Consider the following 20,320-nt stretch of genomic DNA (forward strand, 5'->3'; position numbering starts at 1 on the left):
TCCTTATTTAACCCGTTGTCCGGTAATTTCGTTAAAGAATGCTTTATTGTCAGGATCACGACCAAGGAAATCTTTAACCAATTCAGCTGCCGGTTTTTGGCTACCCTGCGATAAAATCGTCTGACGATAACGTTGTCCCACTTGTGGGTTGTTCAGGTTGTCACCATAAGCAGAAAGCATGTCTAGCGCTAAAACCTCAGACCACATATAACCGTAATAACCTGCCTGATAACCACCCATTAAATGCCCGAATTGCCCGGGGAATTCAGTTGTTGGCACATATCCTAAGGCTGTATCAGCTTCCATTTTTTGCCAAGTTTCTAAAGGTTTTACTTTTAAGGCATCTGCCGTATGAAGTGCCATGTCATATTGTGCATAAAGCGTCTGACGGGCATAACGCAAGCCACGGCCATAATTATGTACTGCTTTTAAACGGGCAATTAATTTATCGTCAACACGTGGACAAGCTGGATCACAATAATCGGCCACTTTAGATAAGGTTTCTTTACGGCGTGCCCACTCTTCATACATTTGAGAAGGTGCTTCTACAAAATCACGCTCTACAGAGGTTCCGGACTGACTGGCATAGCGTGTATTTGATAAGATGCCATGTAAAGCATGTCCGAACTCATGTACAAAAGTTTCAAGCTCATCACTATTTAAACCTTTACGGTTAAAGTTAGTCACCAATACTGAAATCGGTAATCGATTGGTTAAAGTGCTTCCACCATATACTCCCCAAACTGCTGCATGGCCATATTTCCCTTCACGAGGGAATTTATCCATATATAAGCCACCAAGGAGTTTTCCTGTCTTTTTATCAACTACATCGTAATATTCAACTTCATCCTGCCATGCTTTAACTTTGACGGGTTTAAAATCAATACCGTAAAGATCAGATGAAATAGCAAATAACCATTTTTGTGCGGCTAAAGTTGGAAAATAATCACGAAGCTTTTCCTGATCAATTTGATATTTACTCTTACGAAGTTTTTCACTCCAATAAGCTTCACTCCAACGCGTTATCTCGGTTTTATCTAGTGGTGTTTTTAAAGTTTGTGCTTTAAAGGCACGAAGCTCTTCTACTTCTTTACGTTCAAGTGGTGCTACAGTTTTTTGTACTTCTGCCAAGAACTTGTTTACAGCCTCTGGTGTTTTTGCCATTCGGTCTTTTAAAGCCCAATCTGCATAACTCGCTTTTCCAAATAACTGTGCAAGTTCATAACGTAAATCTATTGCCTGTTTGAGTAGTTTTAAATTTTGTTCAGTCCCACGTCGTGTAAAGGCAATTTGATATCTTTTTCGGGCATCATCATTATCCGCTAGCTCCATAAATGGACGATATTCCGGATACTCAAAACCTAATAGATAGTTACCTTTAGCATTTTTCTTTAACCCTGAAATATAACTTTCTGGCAGCCCTTTCATTTCTTCAGGAGTAAATTCAAGTTTTTCCGGGTTATCACGAATATTGCGGTTATATTCTTGTTCGAGTTTAGTCAACTCATCCAGAATGGCTTTCATTCTTGCACGTTTTGCTGGTTCTAATTGAACCCCCGTGTCTTCAAACTGATCGAGAATATCCTGACGGTATTTTTTATCTATTGGATCAGTTGCTTTTGTATTTTTAATTACGTTATATAGTTTTGAATTTTGGAAGATATCAGTATGAAACTGATTAATTTTGATTTCGCAGTCTTCGGCTGCCTTACGTAATTTCGCATCTGGGTCGACGTTACTATATAGACCTATGGGCCCCGAAAAATCTTCAAGATGAGCAAAAATTTTATCCCACTTGGCTAATATCGGAGCAGCGGCAGCATCGTTTTTAACAGGCGTTTTTTCAAAACTAGAAATCTCTTGCTGAATTTTTTTTAAATTAGAATCACACCATGCTGGGAGTTGCTCTGCTTTGAGTAATGGTAATGTCGCACGCGTCGCTTCAGCCGATGCAAATTGACTTATACCTATGGTCAACATACATAATGTAGTCATTTTCAGTGTATTATTTTTCATCGTATCTCCAATTTTTTTCATTTAATGATTAGATTTCGTATTTGTATCAATATCGAAGTACATCCATTCAGCATGTAAAATCGGATGCTTCTTATATCCAATAATTCGTGGTTGGGCCAACATATTGCGATAGCGTGCATAAGACATTTGCACAGGCATATAAACCTCTAACAAACGCGTCATTTTTCGATATAACGCATCTCTTTCTGGGCCTGGCTTCACTTGTTGAGACTGGCGGTACAACTCATCAAACTCTGGTATCGAACCACAAGACCAGTTAGTCATATGAGTATTTGGGCCATAAAAATTCTGCATAAAATTATCCCCATCTGGATAATCAGCGATCCATGCAGAAGAACCAAACATTCCCTCACATTGTTTTTGTGATCGAAGTAAGTCTGAAAAAAGCATTGGCTTATACACCATGCGAATATGTAGGCTATCGAAGTTTTTCTTCCAAAGTTCAGCACTTTGTTGGCCAATACTGTCATTGCGCGCTTTATATTCGACCACGAGCGGCTTGCCGTTTGGTTGTGTACGCCAACCAGAAGCATCTTTTTTGTAGTGATATCGATCCAACAGCAGATTGGCTGCTTTTACTGAATATGGTGTACTGCTTCTATACTGTGGGTCATATCCCACTACACCAGGTGGAACTGGGAAATGAAGACGTTCTGCATCACTATTCCTTACCAATTTAATCTCTTGATCTATTGAACGGGACATCGCAATAGCACGGCGTAAGGCAATTTTTTCTTTACTCATTCCTCCAACAACGGGATCTTTGAGATTCCAATAGATATAACTAATTTCTGGATCAACAATACGAGATAATTGCACGCCTTCTTTTGCAAGCTCGGGTCTTAATTTACCGTCTTTAATCGCTTTTGAAACTAATTGCCCTTCAAGCTGAATGATATCTACCTCACCACGCTGGAATGCTAACCATCGTGACTGGTTTTCTTCCATGACCTGAATATCAATTGTGCCGATTTGAGGCATTTGTTTACCTTTAAGGCGCTTTACAATTGCTTCATCCCCGGGGCTACTGGCATTAAAGTTCCAGGTAAAACCTCGATATTCAGGATTTGCTTTTAAAACAATACGTGAGGCAGGTATCCACTTACTGAGCATATAAGGTCCGGTTCCTACCGGATGCCCCATAACAAAACCGGCTTTATCTTTATATTTCTCGATGACTTCGCGTGCCACCGCACCTGTCGGATCATGGGCCAGTAATAAAGGAAAGTTATAGTCTGGTTTTACTAACCGAATCACCAAAGTGTACTTATCAGGTGTTTGTAAACCACTTACATTTTGATCGTAATTAAATTTTCCGGATTTATTGGCTGCTTTGACTAAAGCATTCATACCTTCAATTTTATCTTCCAATAACCAACTATTAGGTGAGCGTAAATTCGGGTCTAATAACCGCTTAAAAGAATATGCATAATCGTAAGCTGTTAACTCTCTAGGTTTACCTTTAAACGCTGGGTCGGCTGTAAAGTAAATACCCTTCTTAATATGAATGGTATAAGTCAGACCATCTGCACTCACTTCTGGCATAGCCGTAGCCACGTGTGGGATTAATTTTGCTGGTCTTGCCAAATAGTCATAGGTATATAAAGTTTCAAATATAGATGTGAGTACATGCGCTGAATATAAGTCATGTACATAAGCTGGGTCGAAGCCTGTTTCAGCTGTTGGGAATACATAACGCAAAACTTTATTTGGATCGGCTGGGCTTTTCGCAAAAATAGATATAGAACCCGTTAAAGCCATTCCGGCAAAGAATAGGCCGACACTACAGTGCTTAAGCTTTTGTTTTAAATTTTCGGTCATGATGATCTTTATCTAAAATTATTTTTTAATAGGGGTAATATCAAGATATTGCCAGTTTGTATTCATCATTGGGTGGGGTTTAAAACCCTGAACTTGTGGCCGTATCAACCAATTGCGAATTCGAGTTACATGAATAATCCAAGGATTATCAGCTTCTATCTGACGGTTAAGTTTTTCGTAATATGGTAGACGTTGTTGAGGTGGTAAATGAATGGCCTGAGTATAAAGAGCATCATAGGTTTTAGACTGATAACAAGCATGGTTTCCCTGCCCAGCATTTGGTCCATATAGTAATTGTGCAAAATTATCTCCTTCAGGATAGTCAGCAATCCATGCACCGCTCCAGATCATATATTTACATTGAGTAGCGGCTTTTAAGTTATCTGCAAAGTTACTTACCTTAAAGTCAGCTCGAATGCCAATCGCATCTAGATTTTTTTTCCAGAGTTCTGAATGAATAACCGATGCTGAGCTATTTTCTGTATTGATTTTTAAAATTAAAGGTTTGCCATTTGGTAAGGTCCGGTAGCCATCAGCCGCTTTTTTATAGCCATAATAATCAAGCAGTTTATTTGCTAGCCGTGGATTATATCCTACGCTACTTTTATACTTCGGGTTATATCCGTTTACACCTTCAGGTATAAACATTTCTGCTCTAACTGCCTGACCTTTATATGCCTGTTTTATACTTTCTTTTTGGTCATAGGCCAAAGTAATTGCTCTACGAAGCGCTATTTTTTCTGGGCTAAAACCACCAATCACCGGATCACGCATATTCATCATAGTATAGGTCATTTCAGGTTCTTTATATGGAAAGTGTTTAATGCCTCTTTTTTGAAAAGAAGCTTTAAGTTGATTTCCATCTAACGCTTGAGGAACAGCATTCGCTGTGAGTTTATCAAAGTCTAGTTGTCCAGACTGAAAAGCTAACCATCGTGACTGCTCTTCTTCAATAATACTGACCACCACCTTGCCAACTTGTGGCATTTTCTTTCCAGACATTTCCTTAACAAGTTGGTTATCCCAAGGCGTGCCTGTTGACTTAAAATTCCAAATAAAACCACGATAATCAGGATTGGCAACCAACTCGACCTTACTTCTTGGAACATATTTACTTAACATGTACGGTCCAGTACCTACTGGATGCATGCCAATACGATCACCGTAATAATCAACAACCTCTTTAGCAACACCACCAAATGTAATATAGGCAAGAATATAAGGAAAATTAAAGTCTTGGCGAGTCAGAGTAAATTGTAGAGTATATCGATCAATCGCTTTAAGCCCTGCAATTGGAGCAGCATAATCAAATTTTCCAGTTTTCTTTGCTTGAGCTACAACCACATCGGCACCTTGTAACTTACCATCAATAAAAGAAACAGAAGGCGCTCTATTTTTAGGGTCTAAAATACGTTTAATTGTATAGACGTAGTCTTCAGCCACTAACTCACGGCGTTTACCTTTAAAAGCTGGATCATTGGTAAAATAGATACCCGGCTTAATTTTAAATATATAAACTTTACCGTCTTGTTCCACTTTGGGCAGGCTTTCTACAGTATTGGGAACTAACTGTAATGGACGTGCTAAATAGTCATATTTGAGTAAAGGCTCAAAAATTGCCTCAGCAATATTAGCGCTATAGAAATTGGTGGTTTTAACCATATCGAAGCCATCATCTGGGGCTTCATAGGCAACATGCAAAATTTTGTTTGGTTGCGCTGGCGTAATTGCGTAAGCACAAGGAACTGATGTAATAGCCAGACTTAAAATGGCGAGCTTAAAAAATTTTAATTTCAAGTTCATACCCACGTAATTAGTTTTTTTAAAAGATATTATCCTTTTGAGTAACATCTAAATCTGCATAAGAAAAGTTCTTTTTCAACAGATAGGCCTATTTAGGATTTAAAATTTACTTTCCTTTATCCTCTTTCGATTTGATCAAATGGAAAAAATAAACTCAAATACCTAATGTTTTGTAACCATTGAATATAAAGCGAATTTCATGCCATTTATTAATATCCATCTTAAAATATTTAAAAATATTAAAAATTCATATTTTTATTAGATACTTAAAAACGTTTGAACTATATAAATAAAAGTAACTTTTTGCCAAATATTATATTCATATAAGTTAATCATCTAATACCTTAAATGCACAAATAAAATACATTAAAAATTAATTATGATCCACATTAGATCAAGCCTAAATTACAGATATTTTTAAAACAATATATTGATTAATAATAAAAATATAATTTAACCATGGAGTGATAAATATTATAACATTACATATTAAAAGGCTCTAAAACGATACATTTTTATTTAATAAGCATGTGAAGAGTCTAGTAATGTATATTTTTTATACAAATAAATTTGAAACTTTTCGCCAACATCAAAAAATTTTCCAAATGGAAAATTTATTTTTATATCAAAAAAACTAAAACTTCATACTCAAGCATAATAAAATCAATATTTATCAATATTTTGCATAAACTAAAAAAAGAAAAATATATAGTTGGCACTTGCTTTGCTTAAAAACTTTCCAGCAATATCGCTAACGACAACAAAAAGGGATCAAGTCCACGATGAAAAAAAAATACAATGTTCGATCTCAGGCAACCCCCAAGATTGGCAAAACAATTCTTAAATTAAGCACCCTTAGTTTAAGCATGATGTGTCTTACCATGGCACAAGCAGCAGAAACCGAACAATCAAGTACCGATGAAAAACCAACAAAAGTCGTAAAAGTTGCCGTTACAGGTTCTTCAATTAAAGGTGTTGCGGCACAAAGTGCTTCGCCAATTACCGTGGTGAAAGTTGATGAAATTTTAAAACAAGGGGTAACAACAACTGAAGAGGCTTTGGCAAAAATCAGTGCAAATCAATCAAGTTTTGTTACTGCGCAAAATGTAGGTGCTAGCGGAACTGTAGGTTCAGCAGCGGATCTCCGAGGAATTGGTGCCAATAAAACCTTAATCTTACTTAATGGTCGTCGTTTAGCTGCTAATGCTTATGATAGTGGTGTCACTAATTTAAATATTATTCCACTCGCTATGTTAGATCGCATTGAGGTCTTACGAGATGGAGCATCAGCAATTTATGGTACAGATGCGATTGGTGGTGTAATCAACTTCATTACTAAAAAACAATTTACTGGTTTAAACATCAGTGGAGGTTTGACACAACCAGAGCAAAATGGGGGGGATACACAAGATGTAAGTGTATTTGGTGGTTATGGTGATCTTGATGAAAATGGCTTTAATATCTTTGGTGTCATCGATTACCGACATGGCAACGACGTTATGGCAAAAGATCGTAAAGTTAGTAAACGTGGAGGATTAATACCAGAACTAGGTATTACAAAAGGGAGTAGCGGTAGCTTTCCCGCTAATTTTTATGACAAGGAAACTGGTGTCGAAGGAAACCCATATGCAGCCACAGGCTGTGGAAGTAACCCGTTTGTTTATGTACAGAATGGATCCTGCCGTTACAATAGTCAGGCAGTGATTGGAATTGTTCCAAAAACTGAAGACATCTCAGCATTAGGGCGTGCTACTTTTAAACTTAATGATAATTTAAATGCTGTAGCAGAATACGTCTACGCGCGTAATGAAATTACTACCTCTGTGGCTCCAGACGTTTTCTTTGATTTAACATTAAATCCTGATAGTAAATATTATCCAGGTAATGGTATTACTCCTGGAATGAATAATGTGAGCGGTCCACTTGAACTTTATATTCGTTCTCAAGCTGGTAATCGTGTTAGTTCTAGTATTAATGAGTCACATCGAATATTCGGTGGTTTAGAAGGCGAAGCTTATGGTTGGGATATTAATACTGGTGTTACTTATGCTCATAGCGAAGCAGAAGATCGGTTAAACAGGGGTTATCTTAACTATAACAAAACTCAAGAAGCTTTAAATAATGGTATTTTAAACCCTTTTGGTCCACAAGCACCAGAAGATGCTGGCTTATGGGATACACTAGGGGTAACTGGTGCTTATTTAAAAGCAGATGTTGATTCAACTACTGTTGATTTCACCGCCAGTCGACCTATATTTAAATTACCTGCAGGTGACGTTGGTTTTGCAATTGGAACTAGCTACCGCCACGATGAATGGACCTCAAACGTAGTATCTGAAGTAGCTAGTCAAGCACCAAGTACAGGTGTTGATCCTGATGAACCTACCAATAAAGGAAAAAGAGATATCAAAGCAGTCTTTACTGAATTGCATATTCCCTTACATAAAACTTTAGAAGCTCAACTTGCTGCTCGTTACGATGATTATAGTGATTTCGGTGATACGTTTAATCCTAAATTCGCACTTCGTTGGGAACCTATTAAACAGTTAATGTTCCGTACCTCTTATAGCACAGGATTTAGAGCACCAACTTTATGGGAAGTAAATGCTCCTAACTCTATAACAAATACTTCAGCCTACCATAATGACCCTGTACTTTGTCCGAATGGTCCTCCTAAAAAACCAGGAGATACTCTTCCACCTGGCGGTGTTGCTAGTCGTGATTGCGAAACCCAATTTGACCGCAAAAATGGAGGGAATAAAGATCTCGATCCTGAGGAATCAAAATCATTTACTGCCGGTCTAGTTCTAGAACCAATTAAAAATTTAGTTCTAACTTTAGACTACTTTAATATTGAAGTTGAAAATCAAATTGCGGCATTACCTGAAGGTGATATTTTTAACAATCCAACAAAATATGCCGACAAGTTCGTACGCAACCCAGATGGAACGCTTAACCATATCATTACTACTCAAGACAATATGGGTGATTTAAAAACTTCTGGTGTCGATGTAAGTCTAAATTATATAACCCCAATGACAGCAACAGGTCGATTTGGTTTTGGAATTGATGGAACTTATGTTATTAAATATAAATATCAAAATGAAAAAGATGGAGAATGGATTAGTAGTTTAGGCACATATGTTGGAGATGCTCCAATTATTCGTTGGAAACATACTGCTAATTTATACTGGAATTATCAAAACTGGGGTGTAAATTTCCAACAACAATTCACTCGTGGTTATGATGACCAAAACTCGAGCTCCACTGTCAAGGTAGGGTATCAAGACCATAAAGTGAGTGACTATACAATTTATAATATTTCAGGCACATACAAAGGCTTTAAAAATCTAGAAGTTACAGCAGGTATTAAGAATATCTTTGATGAAGACCCTCCTGCTTCAAATGTTGGTGACAACTTCCAAATGGGATATGACCCACGTTACGCAGATCCTTTAGGACGTACTTACTTTGTACGAGGTACATATAAGTTCTAAATGGTTGTTCTGCAAATGTAGCTCACAACAGTTAGTTTGCAGAACAAATACTCATTCTTAGCCAAACAGTCATTTTAAAAATTGTTTGTCTACAGTTTCAGGAGTAACTATGGGCATGACTTTTACAGACATAGAAAATAAATCTGCCAAACGCCTAATTGGTATTGCTGCAGTCATTTTTCTGCATCTTCTTGTTGCCTATATTCTGATATCAGGTTTAGCAAACAACATTCAAAAACCAGCAGAAAAACCTGTGGAATTACAAATTATTCAGGATATTAAGCCACCTCCTCCACCAAAACCGGAAGAGCCGAAACCAAAGGAAAAACCACCTGAGCCACCAAAAATGGTAGAAAAAGTTGCCAAGGTTCCTGAGCCACCAAAAGAAGTAGAGAAAGTAGCAACACCAGTACAAAAAACGACGCCAGTAGCTCAACCGACTAAAGTCGCTACTCCAGCTCCTGCTGCACCTAGTACTCCTTCTCCGAGCCCTGTTGCTGCACCAGCTCCAGTGGCAGCTGCTGCACCAGCACCTAAATCCGCTGGTGTAACTCGTGGTGTTTCAGAAGGCTCTGCAGGCTGTGAAAAACCAGAATATCCACGCGAAGCACTCATGAACGAAGAGCAAGGAACGGTGCGTATACGTGTTTTGGTTGATACATCCGGCAAAGTCATTGATGTCAAAGTAAAAAAATCGAGTGGCAGCAAAATTTTAGATAAAGCAGCAACTAAAGCCTACAGCTTATGTACGTTCAAACCAGCAATGAAAGATGGCGTGCCTCAGCAAGACTGGTATGAAATTGAATATCCATTCGTAATTGAATAAACAATTGAATTAGCAAGAAATTAAAAAATATTGGAGATATATGATGAAAAAATCAACTCAACCACTAGTACATTTCGCTTCTGCAAGTTTAATCGCAGCTTGCTCGTTACTTCCATTAAGCTCAGTTTTCGCAGAAGAAACGAGCAATGCTCCTGTGGCAACAGCAACTACTGAAGCTACTTCAAATACAACTACTCCAACTCCACCACCAAAGCCTGCAACAAGTGAAACTGTTAAAAATCCATATGGTCTAGAAGCCCTTTGGCGTGAAGGTGACTTAGTCGCTAAGTCTACCTTATTTATTTTAGTACTCATGTCGATTGGTACTTGGTACATCATCATCTCTAAATTATTACAACAAGGTAAAGTCAAACGCCAAGGTAAAGAAGCTGAAAAACATTTCTGGGAAGCAACTTCCCTTGATAATGCTGCAGAAGGTTTAGAACAAAGTAGCGCGTACCGTTTTATTGCAGAAAAAGGCATTAACTCGACTAAATCACACGGCGGCTCACTACTTGAACGCATTGACTTTAATACTTGGGTGAGCATTTCAATACAACGTGCTATCGAAAAAGTACAAAACCATTTAGGCGGCGGTCTCGCTTTTTTAGCAACAGTTGGCTCTACAGCACCTTTCGTAGGTCTTTTCGGAACAGTATGGGGAATCTATCACGCTTTAACTGCAATCGGGATTTCAGGTCAGGCATCTATTGATAAAGTTGCAGGCCCAGTTGGTGAAGCTCTCATTATGACAGCTATTGGTCTTGCGGTCGCAGTACCTGCTGTACTGGGTTACAACTGGTTGACTCGTCGTAATAAAGCAGTGATGGAAAATGTTCGTTCATTTGGTTCAGATTTACATGCAGTTTTATTAAGCGGAGAAATTAATACCAACAATTCAATTAATCGCAGCATTAAATAATCAGGAGCAGACATTATGGGTATGAGTGTTGGTTCTGAAGATGATGACGAAATGATTGGAACGATTAACACGACACCTCTCGTAGATGTCATGTTGGTTTTACTTATTATTTTTCTTATTACTATTCCGGTAGTTACGCATACAGTTCCGGTGAAACTACCAGAAGAAAAAAATACTCCGTACGCGACCACGCCTGAAAACATCCAACTTTCAGTTAATAAGAAAGGCGATATTTTCTGGAACGAGAGTTATGTACCGAATAAAGAAATATTGTTAGCAAAATTACAAGCTGTGGCACAAAAAAGACCGCAGCCGGAGGTACATATTCGAGGAGATCAGCTTACCCATTTTGAAGCGATAGATCAGGTCATTAGTACGACCAAACAAGCTGGTATTGGCAAAATTGCCTTTGTTACTACCCCTCCAGCCTCCCCGTAATGATCTTAAGGAGAATTTTATGGGTATGAATGTTGGTTCAAATAATGATGACGATTTAATGCTAGAGGTGAACATGACACCACTTATTGATGTCATGCTGGTACTCATTATTATGTTTATTATTACTATACCTGCACCAAACAATGCGATTAATATTAATTTGCCAAATGGCACACCGCCACCAACAAATGAAAAGCCACCTGAAGTCATTGATGTAAGAATTGATGCAGCAGGCAAAGTATTTTGGAATAACCAACAGGTTTCTGACCGCAAGGCACTAGAGACTTTATTTCAAGGTGTTGTCGCCAAAAAAGATCAAGACCAAATCAAACTTAAACCAGACCAAATGGCTGAATATAAAAATGTAGCGATGGTCATGGCTACGGCGCAGCGTTTAGGTGTAACTAAAATTGGGATTGTGAGTAACAATTAATATCGCTTTTAACTTTAGTTAATTCCATTTCCTTCAACGCTAACTTGAATTCTCAGTTAGCGTTTTTTTAAAGTGTTCCTCGACTTTAGACTCAGCAATAGAGTATACATTTGGCGCGACATAGTCCTTTTGAGATTCATCTAATGATAATTTTGCGCATAGAAGCCAATTTTCACGATCGAGATTTTTTAAGTTAATCAAACTTGAAATCCTTTATTTATAAATTCACGCCTTATCTATAAGCACAAAATATACCGGAAATAAAAAAGCCTCCGAAGAGGCTTTTTTATAACAGGTTAAAATTAGTCACCTGTATAACCTTTTAATTTTAAACGAGCCGCATGTAGTAATGGCTCAGTATAACCAGAAGGCTGTTCACAACCTTTAAAGATAAGGTCTGAAGCTGCTTGGAAAGCAATATTAGTTTCAAAGTTAGCTGCCATTGGTTTATACAATGGATCATTCGCATTTTGTTCATCAACAATTTTTGCCATGCGTTTAAGCACTTCTTCAACTTGTTCACGAGTCACGATACCGTGACGTAACCAGTTGGCAACATGTTGAGAAGAAATACGTAATGTTGCACGGTCTTCCATTAAGCCCACATTGTTAATATCAGGAACTTTTGAACAACCTACACCTAAGTCAACCCAACGAACAACGTAACCTAAAATACCTTGGCAGTTATTTTCAAGTTCGTTATTAATTTCTTCTGCTGACCAGTTTGTATCAGTTGCAAATGGAGGAGTTAACAAGTCATCTAATGACAACATTTCTTCAGCTTTTAACTGATCTTGACGTGCTTTTACATTTACTTGATGGTAATGCATCGCATGAAGTACAGCACCAGTTGGTGATGGAACCCAAGCACATGAAGCACCAGCATTTGGATGAGCAGCTTTAGTTGCCAACATATCTTTCATGCTATCTGGTTTTGGCCACATGCCTTTACCAATTTGAGCTTTACCTTGTAAACCACATTTCAAGCCAATTGCAACGTTACGGTTTTCGTATGCAGCAATCCATTTTTGTGTTTTAACCGCTTCTTTACGAACAACTGGAGCAGCTTCCATAGAAGTATGAATTTCATCACCAGTACGGTCCATGAACCCAGTGTTAATAAAGATTGTGCGATCTTTAGCAGCAGCAATACAGTTTTTCAAGTTTACAGATGTACGGCGTTCTTCATCCATAATACCGATTTTTAAAGACTTCGCTGGTAATCCTAAGGCTTGCTCAGCACGCTCAAATAACTCAACAGCAAAAGCAACTTCTTCAGGACCATGCATTTTTGGTTTAACAATATACATAGACCCTTTACGAGAGTTTTTATTTTCGTTTTCACTACGGATGTCAGCAATTGATAACAATGGCGTTACCAACGCATCCATAATACCTTCGAAAATTTCTTCACCATCAACTAAAATCGCTGGATTCGTCATTAAATGACCTACGTTACGAAGTAACATAAGTGAACGACCATGAAGTTTTGTTGTGCCACCGATCAAATTTTTAATTTCACGGTCTTTATTCAAAGCGCGAACAATTGTTTTACCATTTTTTTCGATAGATTCTTGAAGAGTACCCTTCATCAAACCTAACCAGTTACGATAACCTTCAACTTTTTCTTCTGCATCAACAGCTGCTACAGAGTCTTCAAGATCCTGAATTGTTGTAACCGCAGCTTCAAGTGTTAGATCTTTAACACCCGCTAAATCAGTTTGGCCAATTGGGCTATTCGCATCAATTTCAATAATGACATGTAGGCCATTACTCAAAAGAACAACTTCTGAAGGGTTCGCTTCTTCACCATTGAAGCCCACAAATTGAGCTTCATGAGCTAAGCCAGTTTTAGTACCATCTTTTAAAGTCACAACGAGTTTATTCTGCTCGATTGCATATTTAGTTGCATCAGCATGTGATCCTTGCGCAAGCGGGAAAATTTCATTTAAGAAGTTTTTAGCAAACTCAATAACTTTCGCACCACGTACAGGGTTATATCCTTTTCCTTTTTCTGCACCGCCTTCTTCTGAAATTACATCAAAACCGTAAAGTGCATCATATAAAGAACCCCAACGCGCATTTGCTGCATTTAAGCAATAACGTGCATTACGTACAGGCACTACTAATTGTGGCCCTGCTAACAATGCAATTTCTTCATCTACGTTTTCAGTAGTAATTTGGAAGTCTTCAACTTCTGGTAATAAATAACCAATTTCAGTTAAAAATGCTTTGTAAGCACCTAATTCAAATTTATTGTTGCGGTGCCATTCATCAATTTTTGCTTGTAATTCATCACGCTTAGCCAATAATGCTTTATTCTTTGGACTAAGGTCGACAACAACTTGCTCAAAGTTCTTCCAGTAAGTTTCACTATCTAAACCAGAACCTGGTAAAGCTTCATTTTCGATAAAATCGTAAAGTTCTTTAGCAATCGCTAACTTGCCTTTTTGAATACGTGCAGTCATTGTCTTTCCTGAAGTTGCTACTTTTTATACCAAGAGAATCCTAGTATACCGATTTAAATTAAGCTGAATACTAATATCACATTCCTAAATAGTAAGCATTTTCCCTTGCATAACTATTGACAAAGATAAATTTTTCTATATAGGAAAATATTAAAATTCTAACTAGGATTCCCAACAATTTATTCAATATTTAAAGATACTGAAACTAGACTTTTTGTTAACAGACAAAAAATTTCACTATCTTGTTTTTTTTAAAGCGTATTTAGTTATATCAAACTTTGCACAATGAAAAAGTACTATTTCGCTAAATTTATCTTTTTTTGTTGTAAAAAAAGCGCTCAATTTAGAGCGCTCTTCATATCTGATTTCTTAAGAAGTTTTAGTCGCATCAATATGTCGATGTTCAGAATGCAAATACTCATCTGACTGCATTTCTAATAAACGTGAACGAGTACGCTCAATTTCAAAAGCCAATTTCTCGCCTTGATAGATATCAATAATACTATCTTGAGAGGTTAAAAGTAGTTTCACTCCACGATCATAAAATTCATCGACTAGATAGATAAAACGACGTGTGCCTTCAGACAAGAAGTCTGTTAAGTGAGGAACATTGCTGACCAAAACCGTATTATAAATATTGGCAATTTCAATAAAGTCTGCTGGACTACGCGGCTTTAAGCAAAGTTCAGAAAACTCACACCATAAAACATCTTCCGTATGCCCTAGTGTTTCAACAACACGGTTATTGATCACAATCGGTTCATGAGAATTGGTTTGAGTATGAGTTAAAGCAGTATAACGCTCTGATATCCAGCTTTGAGCTTCATTACCTAATGGTGATTTAAACAATTGAGCCTGTTTTAAAACACGTAAACGGTAATCCACCCCTGCATCTACATTTAAAACGACACAGTTCTTTTTAACCATTTCAATTGTAGGAATAAAACGATCACGGTGAATCCCGTTTTTATATAAACCGTCTGGTGCAATGTTTGAAGTTGCAATGAGCGTTACACCACGAACAAATAACTTTTGGAATAAGTCACTCAAAATCATTGCATCAGTTACGTTCGAGACAAAAAACTCATCGAAACAAATAACGACAGCATCTTTATAAATTTGATCAGCTACGATATCGAGTGGATTACGTTGACCCGAAAGTTTATTTAACTCTTTATGAACATGTTGCATAAAGTGATGAAAATGCATACGTGTTTTACGGCGAAATGGTACAGACTCATAAAATTGGTCCATAAGCCAAGTTTTGCCACGTCCTACACCGCCCCACATATATACGCCTTTTGGAGAAGTTTGGCGGCGGAAACGACGGAAAGCTTTTTTAGAAGCCTTATAACGATTTAAAAGTTCTTTCCATACACGATCTAATTCTTGCACTGCCTGTGCTTGTGCCTCATCTGCCATAAACTGGCCTGAAGCCAATGCCTCAGCATAGCGCTCTGCTGGGGAAGACGGAGTAAATGCAGTACTATGAGAAGATTTTAAATTTAACATATCATTTTATTTCAATTTTAACTGAAGAGAGTATAGCGAACATTTTGTCCGACCACATTAGCTTTTAGCATCAAGAGTTACACTCAGTAAAACTCTTTTCCATATTGCCGAGGACTCTGTCCAAACCATCTTTTAAATGCATGATTAAAAGCGGCAGGTTCAGAATAACCAAGTGCTTCTGCAATAACTTCTATTGAATACTCTTTATATTCCATAAGTTTAAGCGCCTTATTCTTAATAATCTGTTCACGAATTTGTTTATAACTCGTATTAAGCTGCTGCAATTGATGCCTTAATGTCCTTTCAGGCATTTTCAAAGCAAAAGCGGTTTCCGCCATGCTCGGGATAATTCCTTGTTGTAGCTCTAAATAATCTTGCACATATTGAATAATAGGCGGTATTTGATGATCTTGTTCATTTAATCTTTCTATTTCTTTAATACATTTAGCCTCATAGATACGATGAGTAATAATATCTGCTGAAGGAATTTTTATTTCCAGCATATTGTTACTTAGGCTAAATGCTGCATGTGTAGAATTAAAATGTAGATCATCTCCATAATATGCGTAATATTGAGCAACGGTATCTGGATCAGAGGGTTTCGGAAATGGTAAATCTATACGCATATCAGGCATTTTTAAGCCCATCATGGTATAAATATCCTGAATAAACTTATAAGTGCCCGAAATTTCGCATTGGGCACGGAGTAAACCGATTTCTGTTTTTAAATCGACCGGTAAATAGTTTAAAATGATGTGATTTTCAGTTTCTTGTAAGCTCAAAGTACCAAATAAATGCGTAAGCTTTTGATACTGTATGCCTTTTTCTAAGGCTGTTTGTATATCATGGCTGGTCACAAGTAACATGAGTAAAGGACCATAACCTGCCAATGCGTAATGTTGTCCAATAAATAATCCTTTCTCTGGGTCAACATTCTCACTAATAATTTGCTGTATATCCCATTCCAAACTGTCATGAATTGTTGAGCTTGGGTCCAAGGAATCTACTTTAATACCTATATCTGCCAAACGTGAGTCGACATCAATGCCCGCATTGCGCATTCCTTGAATTAAATAGATTAAACCAAGTGCCGATCGTTTCATTCTTTTATCAATTTCCCTAGACTGAAATGTTTTACTATAAAGAAGTGATAAAATTAATTGCCGAATCTATCAATTTTCACGTCGATACAATCATGTTTAAACTGTTTAAAAAACGTTAGTCTTGCCTGCAATCCTCTTTACCGCATATGCAGGGTTTCCAATGCTAAACGCAAAACAACATGCTATTCAAAAAACTAAAATCGCAATTATTGGTGCTGGATTCGGTGGCCTTGCCATGGCTATTCGTCTGTTACAAAGCCAACAATCAGATTTTTTTATTTTAGAAAAATCTAATGATGTCGGTGGAACTTGGCGTGAAAACCGCTATCCAGGAGCTGCGTGTGATGTTCAATCACATATGTACTCTTTGTCTTTTGCACCTAAAACTGACTGGTCAAAACGTTATGCAGAAGCTCCTGAAATTTTCGATTATATCCAAGATATAACCAATCAATATCAAATTAAAAACTACTGTAAGTTTAACCATGAGGTTACTCATGTACAGTATGATGAAGTGCGCCATATATGGACACTAGATTTTGCAAACCAACCTTCTCTCGAAGCACAATTTGTAGTTTTTGCATCAGGTCCACTACATATTCCACAAATCCCTCATATTCAAGGTATTGAAAAGTTCAAGGGTAAAGTTTTTCACTCTTCCCAATGGGAACATGACTACAGTCTAGAAGGTAAATCAGTTGCTTCCATTGGTACTGGTGGTAGTGCAATTCAATATATTCCAGAAATCGCAAAAGACGTTAAGCAATTATATGTATTCCAACGTACAGCAGCTTGGGTTATCCCACGAGATGAGCGTAAATACTCTAATTTGAGCAAAGCTCTATTTAAAAAATCAAACCTATACCGACAAATTCATCGCAGCCGCCTTTATTGGAGTAATGAATCTCGCGTTGTTCCTATAGTTCAGCCGCAAATCATGAAATATGGGCAAAAATTAGCTGAGGCATTTATACGTTTCCAAGTTAAAGATAAAGATTTAGCCAAGAAACTTACACCAGACTTTGTGATGGGCTGTAAACGCATTCTAATTTCAAATAAATACTTCCCTACTTTTAACCGAAAAAATGTTGAATTAGTGACCGAGGGTATTCAAGAAATTAAAGAGAACACTATTATTACAAAGGATGGAAAAGAAAGACCAATTGACTGTTTAATCTATGGAACTGGTTTTGTTACCGATCCACGTATTTATTTAAAACATTTTACATGTATTGGTCGCAATCAAATTGAATTGAAACAGGCCTGGAAAAACGGTGCAGAAAGTTATTATGGAATTATGACCAAGAATTTTCCTAACCTATTTCAACTGGTCGGGCCAAATACCGTTTTAGGTCATAATTCGATTATATTTATGATTGAGTCACAAGTTAATTATATTTTACAGCTTATTGATCTGGTTGAAAAATCTGGACAGCACGCTATAGAAGTTAAACCGGAAGTTCAGGATTCCTTCAATCAAAGAATACAAACACAACTTCAAGGTACTGTATGGCAAGCTGGCGGATGTAGCAGCTGGTATCAAGCTGCCGATGGAAAGAACTTTTCTTTATGGCCAACTTATACATGGAAATATTGGCTAGACACTCGTAAAGTTAATCCTAAAGATTATTTGTTATTAAATAAATGCTCACAGAGCTATGCAGCATAATATGTTCAATACATAATAGATAGGTTGATAACAATCTATCTATTATTATATGCAGTCCATTAGTCTCATTATTCAAATTTTTCTTGTATTAGCATTTGGTTATTTTCTAGGTCCTAAACTCTCACTAAATATTCGGCATTTTATTTTTAAAATCCTGCCTTATTTTTCTTATATTTTACTAACCAGTGTGGCTTTAGAACTAACACTCGCCCTTGACCAAATTGATAATCCTTCTACTATACTTCCACCTGCTCTATTAATTGCATTAACCACTTCTCTTGGTTCTTTTTTTACTTGCTTATTCGCCTATACAATTTTTGATAAAGAAAGTGTTAAAGGGAAAATTTCACTTCAACTTTTTATGAATGCATTAAAAAATATTGCCAAGGCATTCTTAGCTTTAACAATAGGCGTGGTTTTAGGAATTCTTCTTACCCAATTACATACCCATATTCCCTTTAATAGTTGGTATTTACTATTACTTTTTATTTTTTTAATCGGAATCGAACTTGCTTTTACTCATTTTAATCGCACATGGTTAAGCTGGAAAATTCTTATTGTACCTTTGGCCGCCTTTATAGGCTCGTGCTTAGCTGGGTTTCTCAACTATTCCTTACTTGGTCATGAGTTTACACTTAATGAAATATTAGCTTTGGGCCAAGGCTATGGTTGGTATTCAATGTCAGGTATTTTATTTACACAGCTACATTCAGCTGAGTTAGGTGGGATTGCCTTGCTCACAGATCTATTTAGAGAGATAGTTGCAATTTTACTCATGTATACAATGGGTTGGCGGTTTCCACGTCCAGCAATTTCAAGTGCTGGCGCTACTTCAATGGATGTAACATTAGCAATGGTAAAACAGTCATGTGGCACACATTATGTACCACATGCCATGATGAGCGGCTTACTCTTAAGCCTACTCGCTCCACTTTTAATTACTGTGTTTTTAAACTTTTAAGCAATTGAAGCAAGAATTGATTTCAACATTTCAGTTGGATTTTCTGCTTTAGTAATCGGACGACCAATAACTAAATGTGTAGACCCATCAAGCATTGCCTGTTTCGGAGTTACAATACGTTTTTGGTCATCTGCATTACTACCTTCAGGACGTATTCCCGGAGTAACTAAAGAGAAATCTTGTCCAATTAACTCACGAAGAATTTTAGCTTCTTGAGCAGAACAAACTACACCATCTAAACCACTTTCTTTAGTAAGTTTCGCCAATCTTTTAACTTGTTCTACAGGTTCAATATCTAACCCGATATCTTTTAAATCTTCACGCCCCATAGAAGTTAAAACTGTTACCGCAATTAATTGTGTTTGATAATTACCTGCTTTTAAACGCTCCACACAGGTTTCCATCATTTTACGGCCACCTGATGCATGTACGTTAACCATCCATACACCTAAGTCTGCGGCAGCACATACAGCTTGAGCCGTCGTATTTGGAATATCATGGAATTTTAAATCTAGGAAAACTTCGAAATTTTCTTCTTGAAGTTTTTTTACAACAGATGGGCCTTCATGAGTAAAAAGCTCTTTACCTACTTTTACGCGACATAAAGTAGGATCAAGTTGTTCAACAATTTTTAAAGCGTCATATTGGCTTTTAGCGTCCAACGCAACAATGATACTCAAGAGACTTTCTTCCATCACATAAAATCAGCGCTATTATAATAGACAAGTCAGCCAGTAATAAAGAAATCTATTGAACCAAGTTCTTAAATGAGGAAATAGTGATTTTAAACTAGAAGGATAATGAGGAATATAGAAGGGAAAATACTACTC

Annotated in this window: 14 protein-coding genes and 2 pseudogenes; 8 read left to right on the top strand and 8 right to left on the bottom strand. The window is 37.2% G+C overall.

The window, feature by feature from the left end:
- Positions 1–3: 3 nt before the first annotated feature.
- From R5R67_RS03875 to R5R67_RS03885, 3 genes are read right to left on the bottom strand one after another with little or no spacing between them, the layout of a single operon-like run.
- Positions 4–2,037 carry a M3 family metallopeptidase gene (locus tag R5R67_RS03875; protein WP_085943451.1) on the bottom strand — a complete coding sequence of 678 codons (2,034 nt, stop codon included), beginning with the start codon at positions 2,035–2,037 and terminating at the stop codon, positions 4–6.
- Complete coding sequence (locus tag R5R67_RS03880) at positions 2,038–3,861, bottom strand: ABC transporter substrate-binding protein (protein ID WP_085941292.1); 1,824 nt, start codon at positions 3,859–3,861, stop codon at positions 2,038–2,040.
- 15 nt (positions 3,862–3,876) lie between these two features.
- On the bottom strand, positions 3,877–5,667 hold the full coding sequence (locus tag R5R67_RS03885) for an ABC transporter substrate-binding protein (RefSeq protein WP_085943452.1): 1,791 nt from the start codon (positions 5,665–5,667) through the stop codon (positions 3,877–3,879).
- A gap of 163 nt (positions 5,668–5,830) precedes the next feature.
- On the opposite strand from R5R67_RS03885, the pseudogene R5R67_RS19715 reads away from it, so the two are divergent.
- From R5R67_RS19715 to R5R67_RS03910, 6 genes and pseudogenes are all read left to right on the top strand, one after another.
- Positions 5,831–5,923: pseudogene (locus R5R67_RS19715) on the top strand (hypothetical protein); the annotation flags it as partial.
- A gap of 520 nt (positions 5,924–6,443) precedes the next feature.
- Positions 6,444–9,158 (top strand): TonB-dependent receptor, encoded by a 2,715-nt coding sequence (locus tag R5R67_RS03890; protein ID WP_000731492.1) that lies wholly within the window; start codon positions 6,444–6,446, stop codon positions 9,156–9,158.
- 109 nt (positions 9,159–9,267) lie between these two features.
- Positions 9,268–9,984, top strand: coding sequence for an energy transducer TonB (locus tag R5R67_RS03895; RefSeq protein ID WP_000525868.1), 717 nt, complete (start codon positions 9,268–9,270; stop codon positions 9,982–9,984).
- A gap of 40 nt (positions 9,985–10,024) precedes the next feature.
- Positions 10,025–10,906, top strand: coding sequence for a MotA/TolQ/ExbB proton channel family protein (locus tag R5R67_RS03900; RefSeq protein ID WP_002009183.1), 882 nt, complete (start codon positions 10,025–10,027; stop codon positions 10,904–10,906).
- 15 nt (positions 10,907–10,921) lie between these two features.
- Positions 10,922–11,344, top strand: a complete 423-nt coding sequence (locus R5R67_RS03905; RefSeq protein ID WP_000525862.1) for an ExbD/TolR family protein — start codon at positions 10,922–10,924, stop codon at positions 11,342–11,344.
- A 19-nt stretch (positions 11,345–11,363) separates the two neighbouring features.
- Positions 11,364–11,777 (top strand): ExbD/TolR family protein, encoded by a 414-nt coding sequence (locus tag R5R67_RS03910; protein WP_000525663.1) that lies wholly within the window; start codon positions 11,364–11,366, stop codon positions 11,775–11,777.
- Between the two features lie 69 nt (positions 11,778–11,846).
- Here R5R67_RS03910 and R5R67_RS03915 read toward each other — a convergent pair.
- The 4 genes and pseudogenes from R5R67_RS03915 to R5R67_RS03930 form a co-directional block, all read right to left on the bottom strand.
- Positions 11,847–11,978, bottom strand: a pseudogene (locus tag R5R67_RS03915) (GNAT family N-acetyltransferase); the annotation flags it as partial.
- A gap of 101 nt (positions 11,979–12,079) precedes the next feature.
- Entirely contained in the window at positions 12,080–14,245 is a 2,166-nt protein-coding gene (locus R5R67_RS03920; protein ID WP_000126961.1) for a malate synthase G, read from the bottom strand.
- A 369-nt stretch (positions 14,246–14,614) separates the two neighbouring features.
- Positions 14,615–15,757 carry a cell division protein ZapE gene (gene zapE, locus R5R67_RS03925; RefSeq protein ID WP_000933387.1) on the bottom strand — a complete coding sequence of 381 codons (1,143 nt, stop codon included), beginning with the start codon at positions 15,755–15,757 and terminating at the stop codon, positions 14,615–14,617.
- Positions 15,758–15,840: 83 nt separating this feature from the next.
- Positions 15,841–16,860, bottom strand: a complete 1,020-nt coding sequence (locus tag R5R67_RS03930) for a helix-turn-helix domain-containing protein (protein ID WP_000830355.1) — start codon at positions 16,858–16,860, stop codon at positions 15,841–15,843.
- Positions 16,861–16,981: 121 nt separating this feature from the next.
- Between R5R67_RS03930 and R5R67_RS03935 the strand changes: the two genes are divergently transcribed.
- Positions 16,982–18,529, top strand: a complete 1,548-nt coding sequence (locus R5R67_RS03935; RefSeq protein WP_085943453.1) for a flavin-containing monooxygenase — start codon at positions 16,982–16,984, stop codon at positions 18,527–18,529.
- A 49-nt stretch (positions 18,530–18,578) separates the two neighbouring features.
- A complete protein-coding gene (locus tag R5R67_RS03940) occupies positions 18,579–19,490 on the top strand; it encodes a lysine exporter LysO family protein (protein WP_001190749.1) in 912 nt (303 codons plus the stop codon).
- On the opposite strand, the gene pyrF is transcribed toward R5R67_RS03940, so the two are convergent.
- Positions 19,487–20,185 carry an orotidine-5'-phosphate decarboxylase gene (gene pyrF, locus R5R67_RS03945; protein WP_000392928.1) on the bottom strand — a complete coding sequence of 233 codons (699 nt, stop codon included), beginning with the start codon at positions 20,183–20,185 and terminating at the stop codon, positions 19,487–19,489. The genes R5R67_RS03940 and pyrF overlap by 4 nt on opposite strands.
- Between the last annotated feature and the right edge of the window lie 135 nt (positions 20,186–20,320).

Source organism: Acinetobacter sp. OYA S30, from assembly GCF_033599315.1.
GTDB lineage: Bacteria > Pseudomonadota > Gammaproteobacteria > Pseudomonadales > Moraxellaceae > Acinetobacter > Acinetobacter baumannii.

What these genes read in the sequence shown, in the direction of transcription:
- R5R67_RS03875 (WP_085943451.1), bottom strand. Translation starts at nt 2,037, where the DNA reads ATGAAAAAAATTGGAGATACGATGAAAAATAATACACTGAAAATGACT.
- R5R67_RS03890 (WP_000731492.1), top strand. Translation starts at nt 6,444, where the DNA reads ATGAAAAAAAAATACAATGTTCGATCTCAGGCAACCCCCAAGATTGGC.
- R5R67_RS03895 (WP_000525868.1), top strand. Translation starts at nt 9,268, where the DNA reads ATGGGCATGACTTTTACAGACATAGAAAATAAATCTGCCAAACGCCTA.
- R5R67_RS03900 (WP_002009183.1), top strand. Translation starts at nt 10,025, where the DNA reads ATGATGAAAAAATCAACTCAACCACTAGTACATTTCGCTTCTGCAAGT.
- R5R67_RS03905 (WP_000525862.1), top strand. Translation starts at nt 10,922, where the DNA reads ATGGGTATGAGTGTTGGTTCTGAAGATGATGACGAAATGATTGGAACG.
- R5R67_RS03910 (WP_000525663.1), top strand. Translation starts at nt 11,364, where the DNA reads ATGGGTATGAATGTTGGTTCAAATAATGATGACGATTTAATGCTAGAG.
- R5R67_RS03920 (WP_000126961.1), bottom strand. Translation starts at nt 14,245, where the DNA reads ATGACTGCACGTATTCAAAAAGGCAAGTTAGCGATTGCTAAAGAACTT.
- zapE (WP_000933387.1), bottom strand. Translation starts at nt 15,757, where the DNA reads ATGTTAAATTTAAAATCTTCTCATAGTACTGCATTTACTCCGTCTTCC.
- R5R67_RS03930 (WP_000830355.1), bottom strand. Translation starts at nt 16,860, where the DNA reads ATGAAACGATCGGCACTTGGTTTAATCTATTTAATTCAAGGAATGCGC.
- R5R67_RS03940 (WP_001190749.1), top strand. Translation starts at nt 18,579, where the DNA reads ATGCAGTCCATTAGTCTCATTATTCAAATTTTTCTTGTATTAGCATTT.
- pyrF (WP_000392928.1), bottom strand. Translation starts at nt 20,185, where the DNA reads ATGGAAGAAAGTCTCTTGAGTATCATTGTTGCGTTGGACGCTAAAAGC.